This window comes from Streptomyces sp. NPDC005898 (assembly GCF_040629635.1).
In the GTDB taxonomy this organism is placed as follows: domain Bacteria; phylum Actinomycetota; class Actinomycetes; order Streptomycetales; family Streptomycetaceae; genus Streptomyces.
Genome location: NZ_JBEXWC010000002.1, coordinates 149,026 through 164,423 on the forward strand (window position 1 = coordinate 149,026; position 15,398 = coordinate 164,423).

17 protein-coding genes are annotated in these 15,398 nt (G+C 67.5%); 6 read left to right on the forward strand and 11 right to left on the reverse strand.

What is annotated here, in order from left to right; genetic code table 11:
• Positions 1 to 152 precede the first annotated feature (152 nt).
• The 10 genes from ABZ385_RS03375 to ABZ385_RS03420 form a co-directional block, all read right to left on the reverse strand.
• On the reverse strand, positions 153 to 803 hold the full coding sequence (locus ABZ385_RS03375; RefSeq protein WP_358909453.1) for a Sua5/YciO/YrdC/YwlC family protein: 651 nt from the start codon (positions 801 to 803) through the stop codon (positions 153 to 155).
• A 4-nt stretch (positions 804 to 807) separates the two neighbouring features.
• Positions 808 to 1,587, reverse strand: coding sequence for a phytanoyl-CoA dioxygenase family protein (locus ABZ385_RS03380; protein ID WP_358909455.1), 780 nt, complete (start codon positions 1,585 to 1,587; stop codon positions 808 to 810).
• On the reverse strand, positions 1,556 to 2,392 hold the full coding sequence (locus tag ABZ385_RS03385; protein ID WP_358909457.1) for a creatininase family protein: 837 nt from the start codon (positions 2,390 to 2,392) through the stop codon (positions 1,556 to 1,558). The genes ABZ385_RS03380 and ABZ385_RS03385 overlap by 32 nt, the downstream gene beginning before the upstream one ends.
• Positions 2,389 to 3,186, reverse strand: a complete 798-nt coding sequence (locus ABZ385_RS03390; protein ID WP_358909458.1) for a class I SAM-dependent methyltransferase — start codon at positions 3,184 to 3,186, stop codon at positions 2,389 to 2,391. Before ABZ385_RS03390 ends, ABZ385_RS03385 begins: the two co-directional genes overlap by 4 nt.
• Positions 3,183 to 3,848: an HAD family hydrolase gene (locus ABZ385_RS03395; protein ID WP_358909459.1), complete on the reverse strand. Its 666-nt coding sequence runs from the start codon at positions 3,846 to 3,848 to the stop codon at positions 3,183 to 3,185. Before ABZ385_RS03395 ends, ABZ385_RS03390 begins: the two co-directional genes overlap by 4 nt.
• A complete protein-coding gene (locus tag ABZ385_RS03400) occupies positions 3,845 to 4,291 on the reverse strand; it encodes a hypothetical protein (protein ID WP_358909461.1) in 447 nt (148 codons plus the stop codon). Before ABZ385_RS03400 ends, ABZ385_RS03395 begins: the two co-directional genes overlap by 4 nt.
• On the reverse strand, positions 4,273 to 5,343 hold the full coding sequence (locus ABZ385_RS03405; RefSeq protein ID WP_358909463.1) for an enolase C-terminal domain-like protein: 1,071 nt from the start codon (positions 5,341 to 5,343) through the stop codon (positions 4,273 to 4,275). Before ABZ385_RS03405 ends, ABZ385_RS03400 begins: the two co-directional genes overlap by 19 nt.
• Positions 5,340 to 7,391 carry a hypothetical protein gene (locus ABZ385_RS03410; protein ID WP_358909465.1) on the reverse strand — a complete coding sequence of 684 codons (2,052 nt, stop codon included), beginning with the start codon at positions 7,389 to 7,391 and terminating at the stop codon, positions 5,340 to 5,342. Before ABZ385_RS03410 ends, ABZ385_RS03405 begins: the two co-directional genes overlap by 4 nt.
• Positions 7,388 to 8,485, reverse strand: a complete 1,098-nt coding sequence (locus ABZ385_RS03415) for a hypothetical protein (protein ID WP_358909467.1) — start codon at positions 8,483 to 8,485, stop codon at positions 7,388 to 7,390. Before ABZ385_RS03415 ends, ABZ385_RS03410 begins: the two co-directional genes overlap by 4 nt.
• A gap of 145 nt (positions 8,486 to 8,630) precedes the next feature.
• A complete protein-coding gene (locus tag ABZ385_RS03420) occupies positions 8,631 to 9,329 on the reverse strand; it encodes a haloacid dehalogenase-like hydrolase (RefSeq protein WP_358909469.1) in 699 nt (232 codons plus the stop codon).
• 96 nt (positions 9,330 to 9,425) lie between these two features.
• Here ABZ385_RS03420 and ABZ385_RS03425 point away from each other — a divergent pair, with 96 nt between their 5' ends.
• Together ABZ385_RS03425 and ABZ385_RS03430 are read left to right on the forward strand one after the other, a co-directional pair.
• Positions 9,426 to 10,196: an XRE family transcriptional regulator gene (locus ABZ385_RS03425; protein ID WP_358909471.1), complete on the forward strand. Its 771-nt coding sequence runs from the start codon at positions 9,426 to 9,428 to the stop codon at positions 10,194 to 10,196.
• Positions 10,183 to 10,650, forward strand: a complete 468-nt coding sequence (locus ABZ385_RS03430; protein ID WP_358909472.1) for an NUDIX domain-containing protein — start codon at positions 10,183 to 10,185, stop codon at positions 10,648 to 10,650. The genes ABZ385_RS03425 and ABZ385_RS03430 overlap by 14 nt, the downstream gene beginning before the upstream one ends.
• Before the next feature lie 4 nt (positions 10,651 to 10,654).
• On the opposite strand, the gene ABZ385_RS03435 is transcribed toward ABZ385_RS03430, so the two are convergent.
• A complete protein-coding gene (locus ABZ385_RS03435; RefSeq protein ID WP_358909474.1) occupies positions 10,655 to 11,230 on the reverse strand; it encodes an HD domain-containing protein in 576 nt (191 codons plus the stop codon).
• Positions 11,231 to 11,492: 262 nt separating this feature from the next.
• On the opposite strand from ABZ385_RS03435, the gene ABZ385_RS03440 reads away from it, so the two are divergent.
• The 4 genes from ABZ385_RS03440 (at position 11,493) to ABZ385_RS03455 (ending at position 15,386) form a co-directional block, all read left to right on the forward strand.
• Positions 11,493 to 12,914, forward strand: coding sequence for a hypothetical protein (locus ABZ385_RS03440; RefSeq protein ID WP_358909476.1), 1,422 nt, complete (start codon positions 11,493 to 11,495; stop codon positions 12,912 to 12,914).
• Positions 12,915 to 13,220: 306 nt separating this feature from the next.
• The gene (locus ABZ385_RS03445; RefSeq protein ID WP_358909478.1) at positions 13,221 to 13,637 is read left to right on the forward strand and encodes a hypothetical protein; all 417 of its coding nucleotides are present in this window, start codon (positions 13,221 to 13,223) and stop codon (positions 13,635 to 13,637) included.
• On the forward strand, positions 13,634 to 13,795 hold the full coding sequence (locus tag ABZ385_RS03450; protein WP_358909480.1) for a hypothetical protein: 162 nt from the start codon (positions 13,634 to 13,636) through the stop codon (positions 13,793 to 13,795). The genes ABZ385_RS03445 and ABZ385_RS03450 overlap by 4 nt, the downstream gene beginning before the upstream one ends.
• 388 nt (positions 13,796 to 14,183) lie before the next feature.
• Positions 14,184 to 15,386 carry a DEAD/DEAH box helicase gene (locus ABZ385_RS03455; RefSeq protein WP_358909482.1) on the forward strand — a complete coding sequence of 401 codons (1,203 nt, stop codon included), beginning with the start codon at positions 14,184 to 14,186 and terminating at the stop codon, positions 15,384 to 15,386.
• Positions 15,387 to 15,398 lie beyond the last annotated feature (12 nt).

Sequence of the window (15,398 nt, forward strand, 5' to 3'; positions counted from 1 at the left end):
CATCTTCGAGAACCCGCCGCAGCGCCTCGTCGCCCCTCGCCGGGTGCGTGTCGAGGAGTGGCCTGGGCCTCATTCCTTCCCGCCCTCGACCGCGATCCGCAGCCTGCATGGCCCCGGCGCCCGTCCCCACGCGACGCGACTCGATATCTCCATCAGGAGGGCCGCACTTCCCGTCCAAGGACTGCGTTGACAGCTCGCTGGTGTACGAGGCCCGTGCGTACGAGCTTGGCCTCCGGGGTGAAGCAGTCCACGATCGTCATGTGGTTGGCCGCAGGGCAGACCCCTCCGTCGACGACGACGGACACCGTGAGGCCGGAGGCTGCGAGGAAGGTGTGAACCTCGTCGAGGGTGACGGCGGGACCACGGTCATCCGGTCCGGCGTCGCCGGAGATGTTGGCCGTCGTCGCGGCTACAGGGACCTTTGCCCGCGCAGCCAGTTCGCCGAGGAACCCGGGCGCCATGGTGGTGAGCGCCGGCGAGCCGACAGCGGCATGGCGTGCGGCGTCGTCGGGGTCCCGCCACGGCAGGAGGAGTGCGAGGTCGCCGGGCCAGAACTGTTGGGCGAGTCTCCGCGCCTCGGCTCCGAGTTGGAAGTGCTGTTCACAGACAGTCAGCGAGGGAGTGACGTAGGCGAGGGATTTGCCGGTCGGGCGCCGCTTCCCCTCGAAGATGCTGCCGGCGGCGTCTGCGTTGCTGGCGTCGGCGCAGATCATGTACCAGCGGTTGGTGGGGACGATGACGAGCCCTCCGGCCTCGATGGCGCGGGCAGCGGTATCGAGTTCGCCGGGGTAGACGATGCGCATGGTGCTACTCCTGGAAAGTAGGCGCGGGGATATCCGCGGGGGGCGGGTAGTCGAGCCAGGGGTCACGGAGAGCTTGGAGGCGGCGGCCTGCGTGATGCGGGTGGGAGACGCGGAAGTACGCCATCACCCTGGGGAACGGCATGAAGTTCTGGGCCACCGTGTGGGGAACGAGGTGGTGCATCAGCAGGACGTCTCCGGGGAGGCCGAGAAACGGGGTGCCTCGCTCGCGGTCGATCTCTGGCGGAACCTGCTCTGTCATTCCGAGTGACCACTCCTCGGCGAACCAGCGGGCCATGGCGAGGTGCCCGCCGGGCAGGTAGTGCAGCGCTCCGCATCGCGGGTCGCTGACGTCGGAGAGGATCACGCCGACAAGCAGGGAGAACGTACGCAGCTCGCGCGGGTCCAGGTGAGGGCAGGAGACCCCGTCGACATGCATGGCCTTTACCGGTTGCATGCCTGGGAACTCGCTTTCGGGCACGCGTATCTGGATCTGCGCGGTCGTGACCGGTGCGGCGGCGCCGAGCAGGTCGCCGACGAGCTCGGCTGCGCCTGTCTCCGTGTACAAGGCGAGCAGTTCTGCGCTGTCCCCCAGTTCCGGGGCGAAGGTGCGCCGGGAGTAAGCAGGTATGTCGTCCGGAGTCATTTCCTTGCGGTACGACACGTCGATCAGGGAGACGGCTCGCCTCACCTGGTCGGGGGCGGCCAAGCCGCGTCGTATGAGGACGCCGTCCCGTTTGAAGGTCGCCCTCTCCTCAGCTGTGAGACGCATGGGGCCCCCGTACATCGATCGGTTCGTGGGATGTGGGTGGGACGAGCCGGTCCAGGACGTCCACACACGCCTCCAGGGCGGCGGTGACGAGTGCCTGGCCGTGATCGGCGGTGGCCTGCCGCGGGTCGCCACCGATGACTCCGTGCGCGGAGATCGCGGGGTTGTCCGACGACCAGGGCCATGTGGTGCCCCGGCCGAATACGAGGCGCTGGATCTCCTCCCGTCGGGCGGGATCGTGAATGGGCTCACTCGGGAGGAGGTCCATCCGTACGTGGTCGGGTGCGAGGGCGAGCATCAGGGAGGTTTCCCGGACGCCGGCGTGCACCTCGGGGAACTCGCCGTCGCCCTGGAGCCGGCCGGCGGCGAGAGTGCCGGGATTGACCACGCAGGTTGCCGCATCGTGCGTGCGCTGGAGTTGGTGTACGAGGGCCTCAAGGACGCCCTTATTGCCTCCGTGGCCGTTGACGATGAGGACCGTACGCGCGGGGGTGGCCCTGATGTACTCCCCCACCAGCGTCTCGATCAGGGCGGTGTAGAGCGAGACGTTCAGGGTGATGGTGCCGGGTGACCAGGCGTGCTCCGGAGAGAGCCCATAGGGGACGGGGGGCACGACCCAGAGGTTGTGACGGTCCGCGACGTGCGTGGCCAGTCGCGAGGCGAAGCGCTCGGCGATGAGGCTGTCCGTGTTCAGCGGCAGGTGCGGGCCGTGCTGCTCAAGAGACCCGACCGGCAGGCAGAGGACCGACCGCTCACTCAGCTCGGACGTGAGACGCGGGGCTGTCAGCCTGCCGTAGGACCGCGCCTCGCCAGCAAGTGTCATTTCTTGCCCCGCCGTCCGAGGCGGATGAGGAATTCGTTCTCCTCGGGGAAGGTGTCGTTGTCGCTGAAGTCGGCCAGCCGGTGCTCCAGCGCGCCCTCGAACTCCTTCAGCCGGTCACCGAAGAGGTGAGGAGCGGCGAAGGACGTGGAGTAGAGGTAACCGAGGATGCTCTCCGCGGCCCAGGTGCGCTGAACGGGTACGCGGACTTCCTCGACCTCGTTGAAGGGCGACTCCTCCATGATCTCGCTGTAGGGGCGGTTGTGGTGCTGGAAAGTGCCGGATCCCGCCCGCCGCTCCTCTCCGAGGAAGCTCTTCACCACATCCCGGACGGCTTCCTTCCAGGGGCTCCCAGCGGCCCAGAAGCTGTTGTCCCCGAAAATGGCGACCACGCCGTCCGGAGCGACCTGCTCGTCCAGGAGAGTCAGGACGGCGGCTTGGTCGAGCCAGTGGAACGCGCGGCAGATGGTGACGAGTTCGGCCTGCCAGCCAGCGGGTGGCGTGAAGTCTTCGGCCGTGCTCTGGACGATGGACAGGCTGGAGCCCTCGGGGAGCTTCGGCCGCAGCGCCGACTCGGCCGCGGCAAGCATGTCGGCGTCGTTGTCGACGGCGATGATGTCGCCGAAGCGGTCGAGGAGAGCCTCGGCCACGAGCCCGGTTCCCGTACCGACGTCCAGGAGCCGGCGGTGGCCATCGGGGCGTGCCGGGGCAGCGCGGTCGAGTACCGATGCCACATCGTCGGGGATGCCGGGGCGGAACTGGCGGTAGTACGTGGTGGTTCCGGCGAAGAGGCTCATGTGACGCTCCCTGCTGCGAGGTGTTCGATGTGCGAGGCGGCTGCCGTCAGGTCGGCGACGACGCGTACGCCGTGGTTAACGACCAAATCTTCAGCGGGGACTTGGCGCCCGCGGGATATCCAGACGGCTCTGATGCCCGATTCGACGGCCCCCACGATGTCGCAGGCCCAGTCGTCGCCGACGTGGATCACGCGATCGGGGACGACTCCGAGCTGGTCGATGACGGTGTGGAAAGCGCGGGGGTCCGGCTTGGTGTGTCCGATGCGGCAGGAGGGGAAGTAGTCGCTCACCCAGGGGGAGAGCAGGCCACGCAGACCCTCGGTGTCGGCGTCGACGCACGTGACGTTGGACAGCGTGACCACAGTCGCGACGCCACTGATCCGGCGCAGAGCCTCCGTCGTGCCAGGAAAGAGACGGAACGGGGCCGGGGGAAGATCACGGGGGAATGACTCCGGTGGTACCCCCAATGCCTCGCAGACCCCGGCTGCCACGGCGTCGGTGATCTCCGGTTGAGTGTGGAGGCTGGCCCGCATGACCGCCCGGGCCTGAGCCGCGGGCAGCGGGGAGACTTCCGTCAGCCGCATCGTCAGGCCCGGGCCATCGGCGGTGCCGAGGGTTCCGCCGACGTCGACCATGACCAGGAGTGAGGGATCGGTGGTCATTGGGGCCTCCCGGTGATCGCCGGCAGGGCGGAGACGATGGCCTCGACGCGCGCCTGTCTGATGGTGGTGGTCGTGGACTCGGACAGGTAGGTCAGGACGTAGCGCAGCTCCGCCTCGTCCAGCGCCTCCAGGGCGCGCCCTTCCTTCGCGGCTGCCTGCTCAAGGTCCGGCGGCACGGTGCGCGGTCGTAACCCATGCGGAAGGTGGAGCGATCCATCCCACTCCGTTCCCACAGCAGGGACGGCGGAGTGCTCCGCCGGACGTAACACGGTGACGTCGTCCAGGGTGAGGATGCGCACGAAGATCCTTTTCCCTCCCGTCTCCAGGCTCCCCTTGAGGAAGGTGTCGTGGCCGTCGAGCCGCTCGGAGAGCACCAGGAACGGCCCATCAGGACCCTGGACGACCGTGCCGTGGACAGCGACGGTCATCGATGTGCTGGGCATGCCGTGCTCCTCTGGGCCGTGCCGAGACCTGGGGTGGCCGGCAGACGAATACGTCCGTGCTCTACATGAAGTGGGGTGTCGTAGAGGAGTTGCCGTCGCGGCTCCCACTGGAGCCGGTACTCCACGGCCGGTACGGCGTCGTGATGGGCGGCCGCGAGGTGGAGGCCGGGGACGAGCGAGCGCCCGTGCGGGTAGACGGGGACGGCCTGGGCGCGGGTCACGTCGAGGATCTGAAGTGCACGGGTAAGACCGCCGCAACCGACGACGTCGAGGGTCAGAGCGCTGGGGCTGACGTACTGGATCAGCCCGGCCGGGTCCTCGTCGACGTGCGCGCGCTCACCAACGGCCAGCGGCAAGTGCGCGGCCGCGAGGAGTGCATAGGTGTCCAGGTCGTGACGCGGCAGCGGGTCCTCCAGCCAGCGGAGGCTGCCGCCATCCACACTCTGGGCGAAGGCCATGGCCACAGCTGGAGTCCAGGTACCCACCGCGTCGACGGCAAGCGGGGCACCAACGGCCTGGGCACTGCGCTCCACGGCTCTCGCCATGCGCACGGCGGCGAGATCGGGTGCGTCGGCCGACGCTCGACGCAGTCCCCACTTAGTGAAGGACCAGCCGCCCGACGCGACCCTGCCAAGTACGTCCAAGTCCTCGACGGCGGCCAGGTCCTGGGAAAGCCAGGAGGCGTAGGCCGATACGTCTGACCGTGGCGCATCGGTGCCCAGGAGGGCGGCGACGGGGCAGGAGGCGAGCCGGCCGTGCAGATCCCAGACGGCACAGTCGATCGCACCGACCGCCCACGACGCGCTCTCCGACGGGGCTCGACGCGACGCCGTACGCAGCCGCTCCAGGAGCCGGACGTGATCCAGGGCGTCGGCGCCAGGCACGACGGATGCCAACGCATCCCTCACATAACTGCCGATCCGCTGACTGACCGGACCGTAGGTGCCGACAGCACCCGCGCCGTGGATCATGATGAAGATCGCGTCGTCGCACGGGGCCGTGTTCTCCCGCACTTCGGTGATCTCCAGGCACTCGATGGTCGCCGGGTTCATCGGACCACCTCGCGGGAGACCAGCAGAAGGCCGGCGGATCGCTCCACGCCCGACCGATCCATGCGGAGGGCGTGGGCCAGGGAGCGCTGAGGCATGGGACCAGGCGGCTCCTGCCAGCCGATGACGTCAACGGGGCGACGGAGCCGTCCGGCCAGCAGCCCCCAGACGGCTGCGGAGTGGCCAAGGGTGAGGACGAGCACGGGAGCGTGGGTGCCGAGGTAGTGGTCGACCTCCCCGTCGTCGAGGCCGCGAGGCCACCGCGACGAGTCGCCGAGAACGGTCAGGTCGAGAAGGTTCACCACGCGAACGCGGCACCCATACCGATGGCGGATGGCGTCCACGGCCTCCGTGGCGACGGCGGCCGGGATGTCTCCAGCCGTCACGATCGTAAGATCGGGCTCACCGTCGTCGCTGAGGTGCGGCCAGATCGCTAAGCCATGCTCACGCTCCTCGTCGAGCGTGGCGACGGGGTGCCCGGTGCAGGCGTGTTTTCCGGCGATCACGAGGTTGACGCCATCGACGGAGTCGAAGACCTCGTCCAGGACGGCCGCGGTGCGCACCGGGTCCGCCGGTGTCAGCACGCGCACCCGAGGATCGGCCAGGGCGAGGAGCGCACTGGCCAGAGACGGATCACCGTGGGTGTAGACGTTGTGCCACCCATAAGACGTGAGCAGAAGGTTGAGGCTGGGCAGGCCCATCGCGCCGGCCAAGCGCCGCTGCTTGATGTGACTCACCAAGCCGCTGGTGAGCAGCGGTGCGAACGCCTCGTACGAGACCATCACCCCTCGACGCCCACTGGCGGTCCAGCCGGCCAGCCACTCCAGCAGCACCTCCTCCGCCAGGAGTTCGTATGCCCAGGGCTCGCCGACTAGGCCCGGGAGCCGGTTGGACGACAGCTCGTCCGGGCTGAGGACGCGGAAATCTCCACGTGCGGCGTGCCGCTTCATGACCTCGGTGACCGCTTCACCGAACGTGTCCACCTGTCGGAGGATCGAGATCCGCCCTGCTGCTCCCGGGCGCTCGGCTGGAGCGAAGGAGCACCAGCGAGCCATGGCCACCGCCTCGGCTAGTTCCCCGCGGGGGCGTCCGTCCGGGTCGAAGAGATCTGCGGGCCGGTAGGAGGCGAGCCAGTGGGTCAGCTCGGTGAGCTGCTCCTGATCGGTGTGCGGGCTGACCAGCGGTGTCTTGTGCAGGGCGGGGGTGCCCAGCAGGGGGCGGCCTCCGAGCGATGTGGGGCCGCCCCATCCCTTCAAACAGCGCAGGATCAGTACCGTGTGCCGGCCCGCAAGCGTCTCCTCCAGTGCCTCCCGTAACGCCACCTGGAAGACGCTGTGCTCCTGCGGAGCGCCCGTCCCCACATGCACCACCGAGCCTGCCCAGCCCAGACCGCCGAAGTACGCGCGAAGCTCGTCGTCGTTCATCGCGCCGAGCAGCGACTGCTGCCCCATGCGGAAACCGTTGGCGTGCACGATGGGCAGTACCGAGGCACCGGGAAGGACTTTCTGCCCCAGCCAGCTCGCTGCGGTCGTAGGGGTCTCACACTCGCCGTCCCCGATGATGGGCACGACAACCCTTCCCGGCGCGTCGAGGGCGACTCCCTGCGCGAACGGAAGACAGCCACCGAGCCGCCCGCCGAGGAAGCCGCCGGCGGGGAGAGAGGGAGAGACCTCGGCCCCGAGGCCCTCCACGTCCGGGAACGCCTGCGCCAGCCGCCGCAGGCCATCCGCATCCGAGCCGAACCGCGACCGCACCTTCGCGAGCTCACCCGTCACCCAGGACAGGGCGAGCTGGACGACACCAGCGTGCCCCGCACCCAGGAGCGGCACCACATCCACTCGCCGGTCCAGGTGCCCGGCAGCGAGCACCACGTGGGACAACGCCCAGGCGGTGCCGGGCACGGTGCCCCAGTGCCCGGAGGGGCGTGCCTTTACATGCTCGGCGACCAGCGGCTCCGTGAGCAGGACGTTGTCCCGCAGGTGCAGCTGACAGACCGAGGCGTAGACGGTCGCCCGCCACAGAGCATCGGCCAGAAGGGCGGTCGCGGTCACCGCGCACCGACCAGGGGCTCTTCAGCGAAGGTGAAGTACCACAGGGGCCGGTAGCACTCCCATGCGGCGGGCCGCAGTCCAGTGGGGCCCATGATGTCCTCGATCACCACGCGGGCCTGCAAGTAGTGCTCCAGGTCCTGGGCTCCGGGGGTACGCAGGCCGGCCATGACTGAGTTGTGGGCCTGGTAGATCTGGAAGTTGGGGAACTCGGAGACGTATGGAGCCAGCGCACCGACGCCCGCATGCAGGGCCGCAAGCCCGTCCAACCCCACGATGTAGGTGAACGAGGTGTCGTGACCGGCTTCCAACGCGCGCCGGAGCACTCCCGGCATCTGTGATGCGACGAGTGCAGCCTTGCTGGCCTTCAGCAGCAGATCCCGGCGAGTGAAGCACTCAGCGGTGAGCCGCAGCACGAAGGGTGTCACGTCGCGGGCGAGTTGATCAAAGGCGTACCTGGATCCCAGCACTGAGGTCAGGAAACCGATTCGCGCTTTGACACCATGCTCGTCGAGCACGGCCCGCAGAGTGCGAAGGTGATGCACCGCCGCCGCCTCGCGTTCGAAGCAACCCGTTGAGACGGTCACCTCACGCAGTTCCGTCAGGTCGCGGCGCGGGTGCTGCTCCCGCAGAGCGGAGAGGAGCTCCCGCAGGTCCCGCTCCTCCGAGAGCCGAGGGTCAGCGGCAGCTTCAAGGGTGTTCGGGCAGAAGGCGCACCCCACACAACGGCTGCGCGCATTCGGGTTGAGGGTGAGAGCCGCGCCGCCATCGCGGAAATACCCGCCGACCGCCTCGTCCGCATCGATGCGTTCGACGGTTCCGACTGGCGCGCCGCCCAGCGTGAGGTGCTCGCCCCTGAGCCGGAACGGAGAGTCCGTGACGTTCAAGGGGACTATGAGCTGCCAGGGCACCGATGGCGCCCTCAACAGTCGGACCTGGACGCGGGCCCGGTGGCGCGGCAGATCGGAGTCGATGCCGTGCAGATTGACCGCGATGAGCAGCGCGTCCTCGACAGGCACGCGGTACTTGGCTGCAAGCCGTTCCACCGCTCTGAGCGTGGAGGTCGTGCTGGTCTGTCCGCTGAGTAGTGCCGTCATGCGCGTGCTCCGTCCAGTCAGCCGGAGGGGGTGATGCGCCGGCGGCCCGTAAGGGTTCAGCTGCCGACGACACGCAGAGACTGTCGTGGAACACGAGGACGCCGAACGCCGTCCTGGGACCTCTCGGGGACGTCCTGGGACGTTTTCAGTCGCTGCCCTCGGCCAGCGAGCGCAGATGACTCACCAGAGCGGCGACACCCCGCAGATCAGAGAGAACCATCGCTGCCCCGGCGGCCCGCAGCTCGTCGACGCTGTGGATGCCAGACGCCACGGCGACGACATGAGCCTCGGAGTCGAGGGCAGCCTGGACGTCGCGAGGGGTGTCACCGATCAGCACGACGGGCGTGTCGTGCGGAAGGCCATGGGTCTGCTGAATGTGCTCTCGTGCCACCTTGACGAGGGCGGCACGATCCTCTGAGTGTTCTCCGTAAGCACCGCACTCCATGTCCACGAGCACATCGAGCCCAAAGGCACGCAGCTTCACACGGGCGTTGGCGGCAATATTCCCTGTGAGCACCGAGGAGATCATGTCCGGTTCCGCAGCTACCGCCGCGAGTGCCTCCCGCACACCGGGAAGAGCAGAGCCGCGCGCCGAGAGCTCCGCTTCGCGCCTCGCACCCGCTGCCTCCAGGGCGAGCGCGATCCGCTCCCAGGCTGGTGGCTCCAACCCGTGATCCCGGAACATGTCGGCGAGGATCAAGCGGTCCGTCCGCCCTTCCGTACGGGCAGGACGGTCAGGCGCGCGGCCGGCGACCGTCGCGAAAGCCGCCGCGTAGATCTCCTTGCTGACGCCCGAGTTTTCGATGAGCGTGTGGTCGATGTCCCAAAGCACGATGAGTGGCACACCACCAGCGTAGGCAGACGTGCAGCTCCCGCCTTTCCCCGGTGATGTCGAAAGATGCTCTTGCCGCAGGCAGTGCGGTCCGGTTGGCTTACCTGAGTGAATGAGCGACTTCGTTCCGCACTCGTGCAACGCAGCCTCACCGTGGATGAGGTGGCCGAAGCCTGCTCCGTCGACCCCAAGACAGCCAGCCGCTGGGTCAGCGGCCGGGTCCCCCACCGTCGACACCGCTGGGCCGTCGCCAACCTGTTGCGGGTGGATGAGACATACCTGTGGCCCGAAGCAGGCGAGAAGACGTCTCGCTTCGGTGCCGCGCAATCCGAGATCGCAGACACATACCCAAACCGCGCGAGCGTCCCCCGCGATGTCTGGATCTCCCTGCTGCTAGGGGCCATGAAGCAGATCGACGTCCTGGTCTTCTCCGGCACCTTCTTCGCACAGAGCAACCCTCACATCGCTCGCATGCTCCAGGAACGTGCCCAGGCCGGCGTGCGTGTGCGGCTGTGCTTCGGCGATCCGGCAGGAGAAGCGGTACGCATCCGCGGCCACGAGGAAGGTATCGGCGACACCCTGGCCGCCAAGGTCAGGGCTTCACTCACCTACTACCGCACTCTCGTCGGCCACCCGGGCTGCGAGGTACGCCTGCACGACACGACGCTGTACAACTCGCTCTTCCGCTACGACGACCACCTTCTGGTCAACACCCACATCTGGGGCCAGCCGGCCAGCGCGAACCCGCTCTTCCAGCTCCGCCGCACCGCCAACGCAGAATGGTTCGACCGGTACGACGAGAGCTTCGAAGCGGTCTGGAAGACAGCGCGCCCCTGGGCGCCCGACAGGCAGGAGCACCACCGCAGTGGGCAGGACTGAGTACTACTACGACCCCAAGGCCCCCAAGGCGAACACCCTGATCCCCGCAAGCAACCTGCTCGTCGTGAACGACCAGGGCGAGATACTTCTACAGCGGCGCCGTGACACCGGCCAGTGGGCCCTGCCCGGAGGCGCCCAGGACATCGGTGAGAGCCCCGCCCAGTGCGCGGTGCGCGAATGCGAGGAGGAGACCGGCATCATCGCGGAGGTCACCGGCTTCCTCGGCGTCTACTCCAACCCGTCGCACATCGTCGCGTACACCGACGGCGAGATCCGCCAACAGTTCGAGGTCGCGTACATCGGGCGTCCCGTCGGCGGTAAGCCGACGATCAACGAGGAGGCAGACGGCGTACGTTGGGTGCACCCGGACGACCTCGAAGCCCTCGACATCCACCCGAGCATGCACGAACAGATCGGCCACTATCTGGCCGGCACCTACCCCTACCTCGGATAGCGGTTCAGAGCGCGAGGCCCGCTTCATCCGCCAAGGCCCCCACCCGCCCGACACTGGCGTGGATCTCAGGCGCGGCCCGGCGGATGAACCGTCCGACGATGCTGTCCGCGCCGTAGCGGCCCAGGATCTCGCCGACTCGCTCCTCGGACGTCGTACGGCCGCCGTCCGGCGTCGTCGTCATGTCGCAGTACACCAGGGCGTCGACGAGCAACGGTTCGTCGAGCAAGGGGAACTCGTCGGCCAGCTCCGACCGAAGTCCGCGCTCCTCGGCCTCCAGGAGGGCGAAGGAATGGTTCGCCACCAGGCGAACAACTCGATCGTCGACCTCGTTGAGCGTCCGCAGGTGACGGGCACCGTCGAGCGGGTGGAAGCCGGTATCGACTAGCGGTGGTGCGTAGCCGATGTCGTGCAACACAGCCGCCGCCTCCAGGTCGTTAGCCCTGTCTCCCATGACGGGCGCCAGGCTTCTAGCGCGGGACGCCACTCCCTGCGTATGCGCCCACCGCCGTGGCAGGCTTTCACCCAGCAGTGCTTCCGCTAACTCGTACGCGTACCCGACTGTCGTCACGCCCGTGAGCATACGACTGCGGGCAAGGCGGGGACGCAAGATCAGTGGCGATGAACGTAGCGACCTTGCTGCACGCGAAGCCATAAGCAGGGCTCGCACGTGTGCTGAGCGCCTTCTCCCGAATCTCGGCCTAAGGTGCGTCCTGGCTTTGACGGTGGCTAGGACAACGACTTGACGTACACCGTCCAGCTCTTCATGGAGACGGGCAGCTGCACCCTCATGGCCTGAATCACACCCTTGCCGTCGATATCCGCAATTCTTACTGTCCCAGTGCATGGACTCCACAGCCTTCGACGTGATCAGGCGACTCGGTGACCTCCTGACCGTGCAGGTGAACTCATCACCCGAACTCTCCGCCGGAGTGCAAAAAGCAGCCGCTGCCGTCGACCGTGAACGAGCGAAGAAGAAGACCAGAAATGAAGGCCACGGCCCCCGCAAGCCGGACCTGCGTCAACTCCCCCTCGCCGAGTGTGCCCCTCTACAGACGACTCCGTGGGACCTGCTCGCGACGTTCGCGCGCGCTACGACCCTTGCCCGGCAAGGACGAGGCAGGGGGCTGGCTGAGCACTGGCAGGGCCTGAAATACTGCCGGGCCTTTGCCGCCGACCGGCACGGAAGCCTGCACCTCACCGATGAAGGGAAGGCTCCCGAGCTGTCCTACCGGGCCATGCAGGCAAGGGAGCTGGGACGGGCGTTTGGGCTCGCTGTCGCAGAGCGGGCGCTTCGCGAGCGGTATCCGGACCGCCTGATCAGCATCGTCGACGCGGAAACCGTTTTGCTTCCCGGCTTCGCGCGGACCAAGCCAGCTGGGACTCTCGGCGCGAGACCGCGGCCGGACTTTCTGCTGGAGGTATGGCGTCCCGGGGAGGCTTCCCGGATCTTCGTGGTGACCGTGAATGGCAACCACCAAACTGTGAAGCCGAAGACCTCCGCGAGCGCTCGCACGACATACAGACAACTGGGTCGGGGCAGTGAACGCGTGGAGCGGCTCCATCTGGGGCAGCGGAACGAAACTCCCACGCTCATGACGTCGACCGAGTTCCTGGCGACTGCCGGTGTGACAGTGCACATTCTGCACACAAAAGGAGGTGTCGAGCTCCCGGTACGACCGAGCTCCGGTGCGGGTTCCGCCGATATGGCCATCGGGCGCCGCGCTCTGCCGTACGTGGACTCCGTGGCCATCCCCACGGCACGCGGAGCGGAACGGCACAACGCCTTCCTGATCCCTGAACGGCAGTTCTCCTGGTTCGGCCAAGTAATTGCCCGGGCCCACGCCGCCGGGCAACTCTCACTAGCCGGTGGCGGAGGGAAGGTCGGCCAGTATCTGATCGATGAGCAGGGCCGCAAGCACTTCAGCGAAACAGCCTTCGCCGGGACTGCCAGTGTCCACGACGCGGAAGTCTGTTTCGCGGAGGAGCGATACGTCGGTACTGACCAGGTCTTCCGTATCAACGGCACGCGCATCGAAGCGTTCTCTGGCATGGCCACAGATCTCTATGATCTGCTCGCAGAGGGCAAGGTGGAGGAGTACCGCCGACGGGCGTACGAACGACGGAACGACTGGCCCGAGCCAGAAGACATCGACGACTGGGGTGCGAGTTCCTTTCGGCCGGACGGCACTGCGCTCGCGATACGGGTGGTGCCGACGAGGGCATTGCCCGATGACCGGTCCCTGCGGGCACCAACCTGCGAGTGAGGAAACACGCTTTCGACTTGGTGCGGGGACGAGCCCAGCAGTCCCAGATCCCGCTATACCAGCGGACGTACTCCTGGATCGAGAAGCAGCCGGCACAGCTGTGGGGGCGACATCCCGACCAGTTTGAGCCGACTCGAGGGAGACCGGGAGCAAGCCGGATATCAGGTCGGACACCTCTTCTCCGACGTTCGGAGGTGGCCGGATGCCGTCCCTCCCGTTCAGCCTCGACTGTCTCTTACAACGGCCCGCGTGCCAAAGTCGCCGGACGGACCGTGCAGGCACACACGCGAACGCAAGGAGCAGCACATGCGCAACGGGGGAACGCCGTGGACACTCGCCGTGCCCACGGGCGGCGACACACTCCGGCAGGAGCGTCTCACCCGGGATTTGCACGCCACCCTGCACGCGACGGAGGGGCTTGTCGTCGGCTTTCATGACGCAGACAAGCCCACGCAACCGGGCCATAAAGGTGCCGGTGTGGGTGAGGTGGCTCTCTGGGCCGCCAGCACCGCCGCTGTCGCCCGCCCGACATCTCAGGTCCTGATCACCCTGATCAAGGAGTGGTGCGCCAAGGAGCGGCACCGCAAAGTCGTGGTCACCGTCGGGGACGACTCCATAGAGATCACTGGCCGTCCGGACGTTGCACAGGAGCGCATGGTCCGCGAGTTTCAGGACCGGGTCGCCGACGAGGGCGGCCCCGAACCGGATGACGGCGCAGTATGACTCGCTTTCACAAGCGCCGGGCTCTCCTGATCGGCAATGAGCACTATGACGACGGCCGCTTCTCTCCGCTGGCCTCCGTACGGGCGGATGTATGGGGACTCGCCCAGGTACTGAAACACCGCAACATCGGCAACTTCGTCTCCGTCCGGACCGAATAAGGCACGCCGCCTCGCCCACACGCGCTTCCTCGGATCGTGGCGCCGAACCCGATTCCTGCGGACGACCGGTCTGAAGGAGTACGCCGGTGATCCCGCCACGGGATGCCTCGCGCTCGCCGGCTTCGCCGCGGCTGAGGCTGAATGGCGCGACGGGCGCGAGCACGCGGCCACTGCTGACGACACAGCACTCACGCGTTCCCTCCGCGATGCGGAGAGCACCGTCCAGGACGCCTCACGCACGCTCCTCGCCACCACGGTCCAAGCCGCCGCCTGGGCAGGACGCCGCCGCATTCTGGACCTGTTGGTAGCTCGGGACGGCAAACGCAGCGACTGGCCACAGATGCGGAGAGTTCTGGGTCGCTCGAACGGTTCCACGGACGCGCCCGCTGTGGCCGGCTGGGCTGTCACCAGCCTTTCCGCCCGGCGGTTCCCGCTGGGCCCGGCCCTGTTCGATCTCGTCGTCGTCGACGAGGCCAGTCAGTGCGCCATCCCCCACGTCTTGCCGCTGCTATTCCGGGCGCGACGCGCCCTAGTCATCGGCGACCCCATGCAGCTCACGCACATCACGCAGACCAGCCCGCACCGCGAGGCTCTCATCCGGCACGGAAACGGGCTGCGGTCCGACTGGCTGGAGAAACACCATCTCGCCTACCGGCGCCACTCCGCCTTCCACGCGGCCGAACAGTCGGCGGGCGGCACATTGCTTCTCGATGAGCACTTCCGCTGTCATCCGCACATCGCCGGCCTATCCAACGATTTCTTCTACGACGGTGGCCTGACGGTGCTTACCGACACCCGCGGCCGTCCCGCTCTGGCGCACCGCTCAGCTGTCATCTGGACGGATGTGACCGGGCGGGCCGCCCGCCCTCCGTTCGGCGGCTCTTGGGTCAACGAGGACGAGATCCGCAAAGTCCATGACAGCGTCCGCTATCTGCTGGAACAGCTCCCGCCCGATGCCACCGTCGGCGTTGTCACTCCCTTCACGGCGCAGGCCGAAACGCTGCGCAAGCGGCTGCGGCCGTATGACGAGGAGCGTCTACGCATCGGTACAGTGCACACCTTCCAGGGGGGAGAACGGGATGTCATGGTGTTCTCGCTCGTTGCCGGAGAAGGCATGCATCCTGGCGCCGTCGAGTGGGTCGGTGGACAGCTGAACCTGTGGAACGTCGCCATCACCCGGGCACGCGGTCATCTCATCGTGGTGGGGGACAAGGAGCTCTGGCGGAAGCGGGGAGGCGTGGGCGCCGCGCTGCTGGGAGCCGCGGAACGGTACAGCGTACCCCCCGGTGGTGGAGACGAGGATGTGCTGCTCAAACGCCTGTACCGGACCCTCTCCCGTACTGAGGAAGGCACCATCACGCTGGGCGAGACCGTTCACGGACATTCGGCGGACGCTCTGATCAGGGGCGTCGGTGTTACCACACCTAGGGCTGTACTACTCGACAGGGGAATCGAAGAGGGCTCCGACGCGGCCCGCCACCTACGCCTCATGCTTCACCGCCGGAACCTGCTGGGCAGTGAGGACGGAGAATTCGAAGCCGTTCGATGGCCAGCTTGGAGGCTGTACGAGACAGACGGACAGAGGGGATGAGCGACATGGTTC

Coding starts and splice junctions, on each gene's coding strand:
- ABZ385_RS03375 (WP_358909453.1), bottom strand. CDS start 803: ATGCGCATCGTCTACCCCGGCGAACTCGATACCGCTGCCCGCGCCATC.
- ABZ385_RS03380 (WP_358909455.1), bottom strand. CDS start 1,587: ATGTACGGGGGCCCCATGCGTCTCACAGCTGAGGAGAGGGCGACCTTC.
- ABZ385_RS03385 (WP_358909457.1), bottom strand. CDS start 2,392: ATGACACTTGCTGGCGAGGCGCGGTCCTACGGCAGGCTGACAGCCCCG.
- ABZ385_RS03390 (WP_358909458.1), bottom strand. CDS start 3,186: ATGAGCCTCTTCGCCGGAACCACCACGTACTACCGCCAGTTCCGCCCC.
- ABZ385_RS03395 (WP_358909459.1), bottom strand. CDS start 3,848: ATGACCACCGATCCCTCACTCCTGGTCATGGTCGACGTCGGCGGAACC.
- ABZ385_RS03400 (WP_358909461.1), bottom strand. CDS start 4,291: ATGCCCAGCACATCGATGACCGTCGCTGTCCACGGCACGGTCGTCCAG.
- ABZ385_RS03405 (WP_358909463.1), bottom strand. CDS start 5,343: ATGAACCCGGCGACCATCGAGTGCCTGGAGATCACCGAAGTGCGGGAG.
- ABZ385_RS03415 (WP_358909467.1), bottom strand. CDS start 8,485: ATGACGGCACTACTCAGCGGACAGACCAGCACGACCTCCACGCTCAGA.
- ABZ385_RS03435 (WP_358909474.1), bottom strand. CDS start 11,230: ATGCTCACGGGCGTGACGACAGTCGGGTACGCGTACGAGTTAGCGGAA.
- ABZ385_RS03440 (WP_358909476.1), top strand. CDS start 11,493: ATGGACTCCACAGCCTTCGACGTGATCAGGCGACTCGGTGACCTCCTG.
- ABZ385_RS03445 (WP_358909478.1), top strand. CDS start 13,221: ATGCGCAACGGGGGAACGCCGTGGACACTCGCCGTGCCCACGGGCGGC.
- ABZ385_RS03450 (WP_358909480.1), top strand. CDS start 13,634: ATGACTCGCTTTCACAAGCGCCGGGCTCTCCTGATCGGCAATGAGCAC.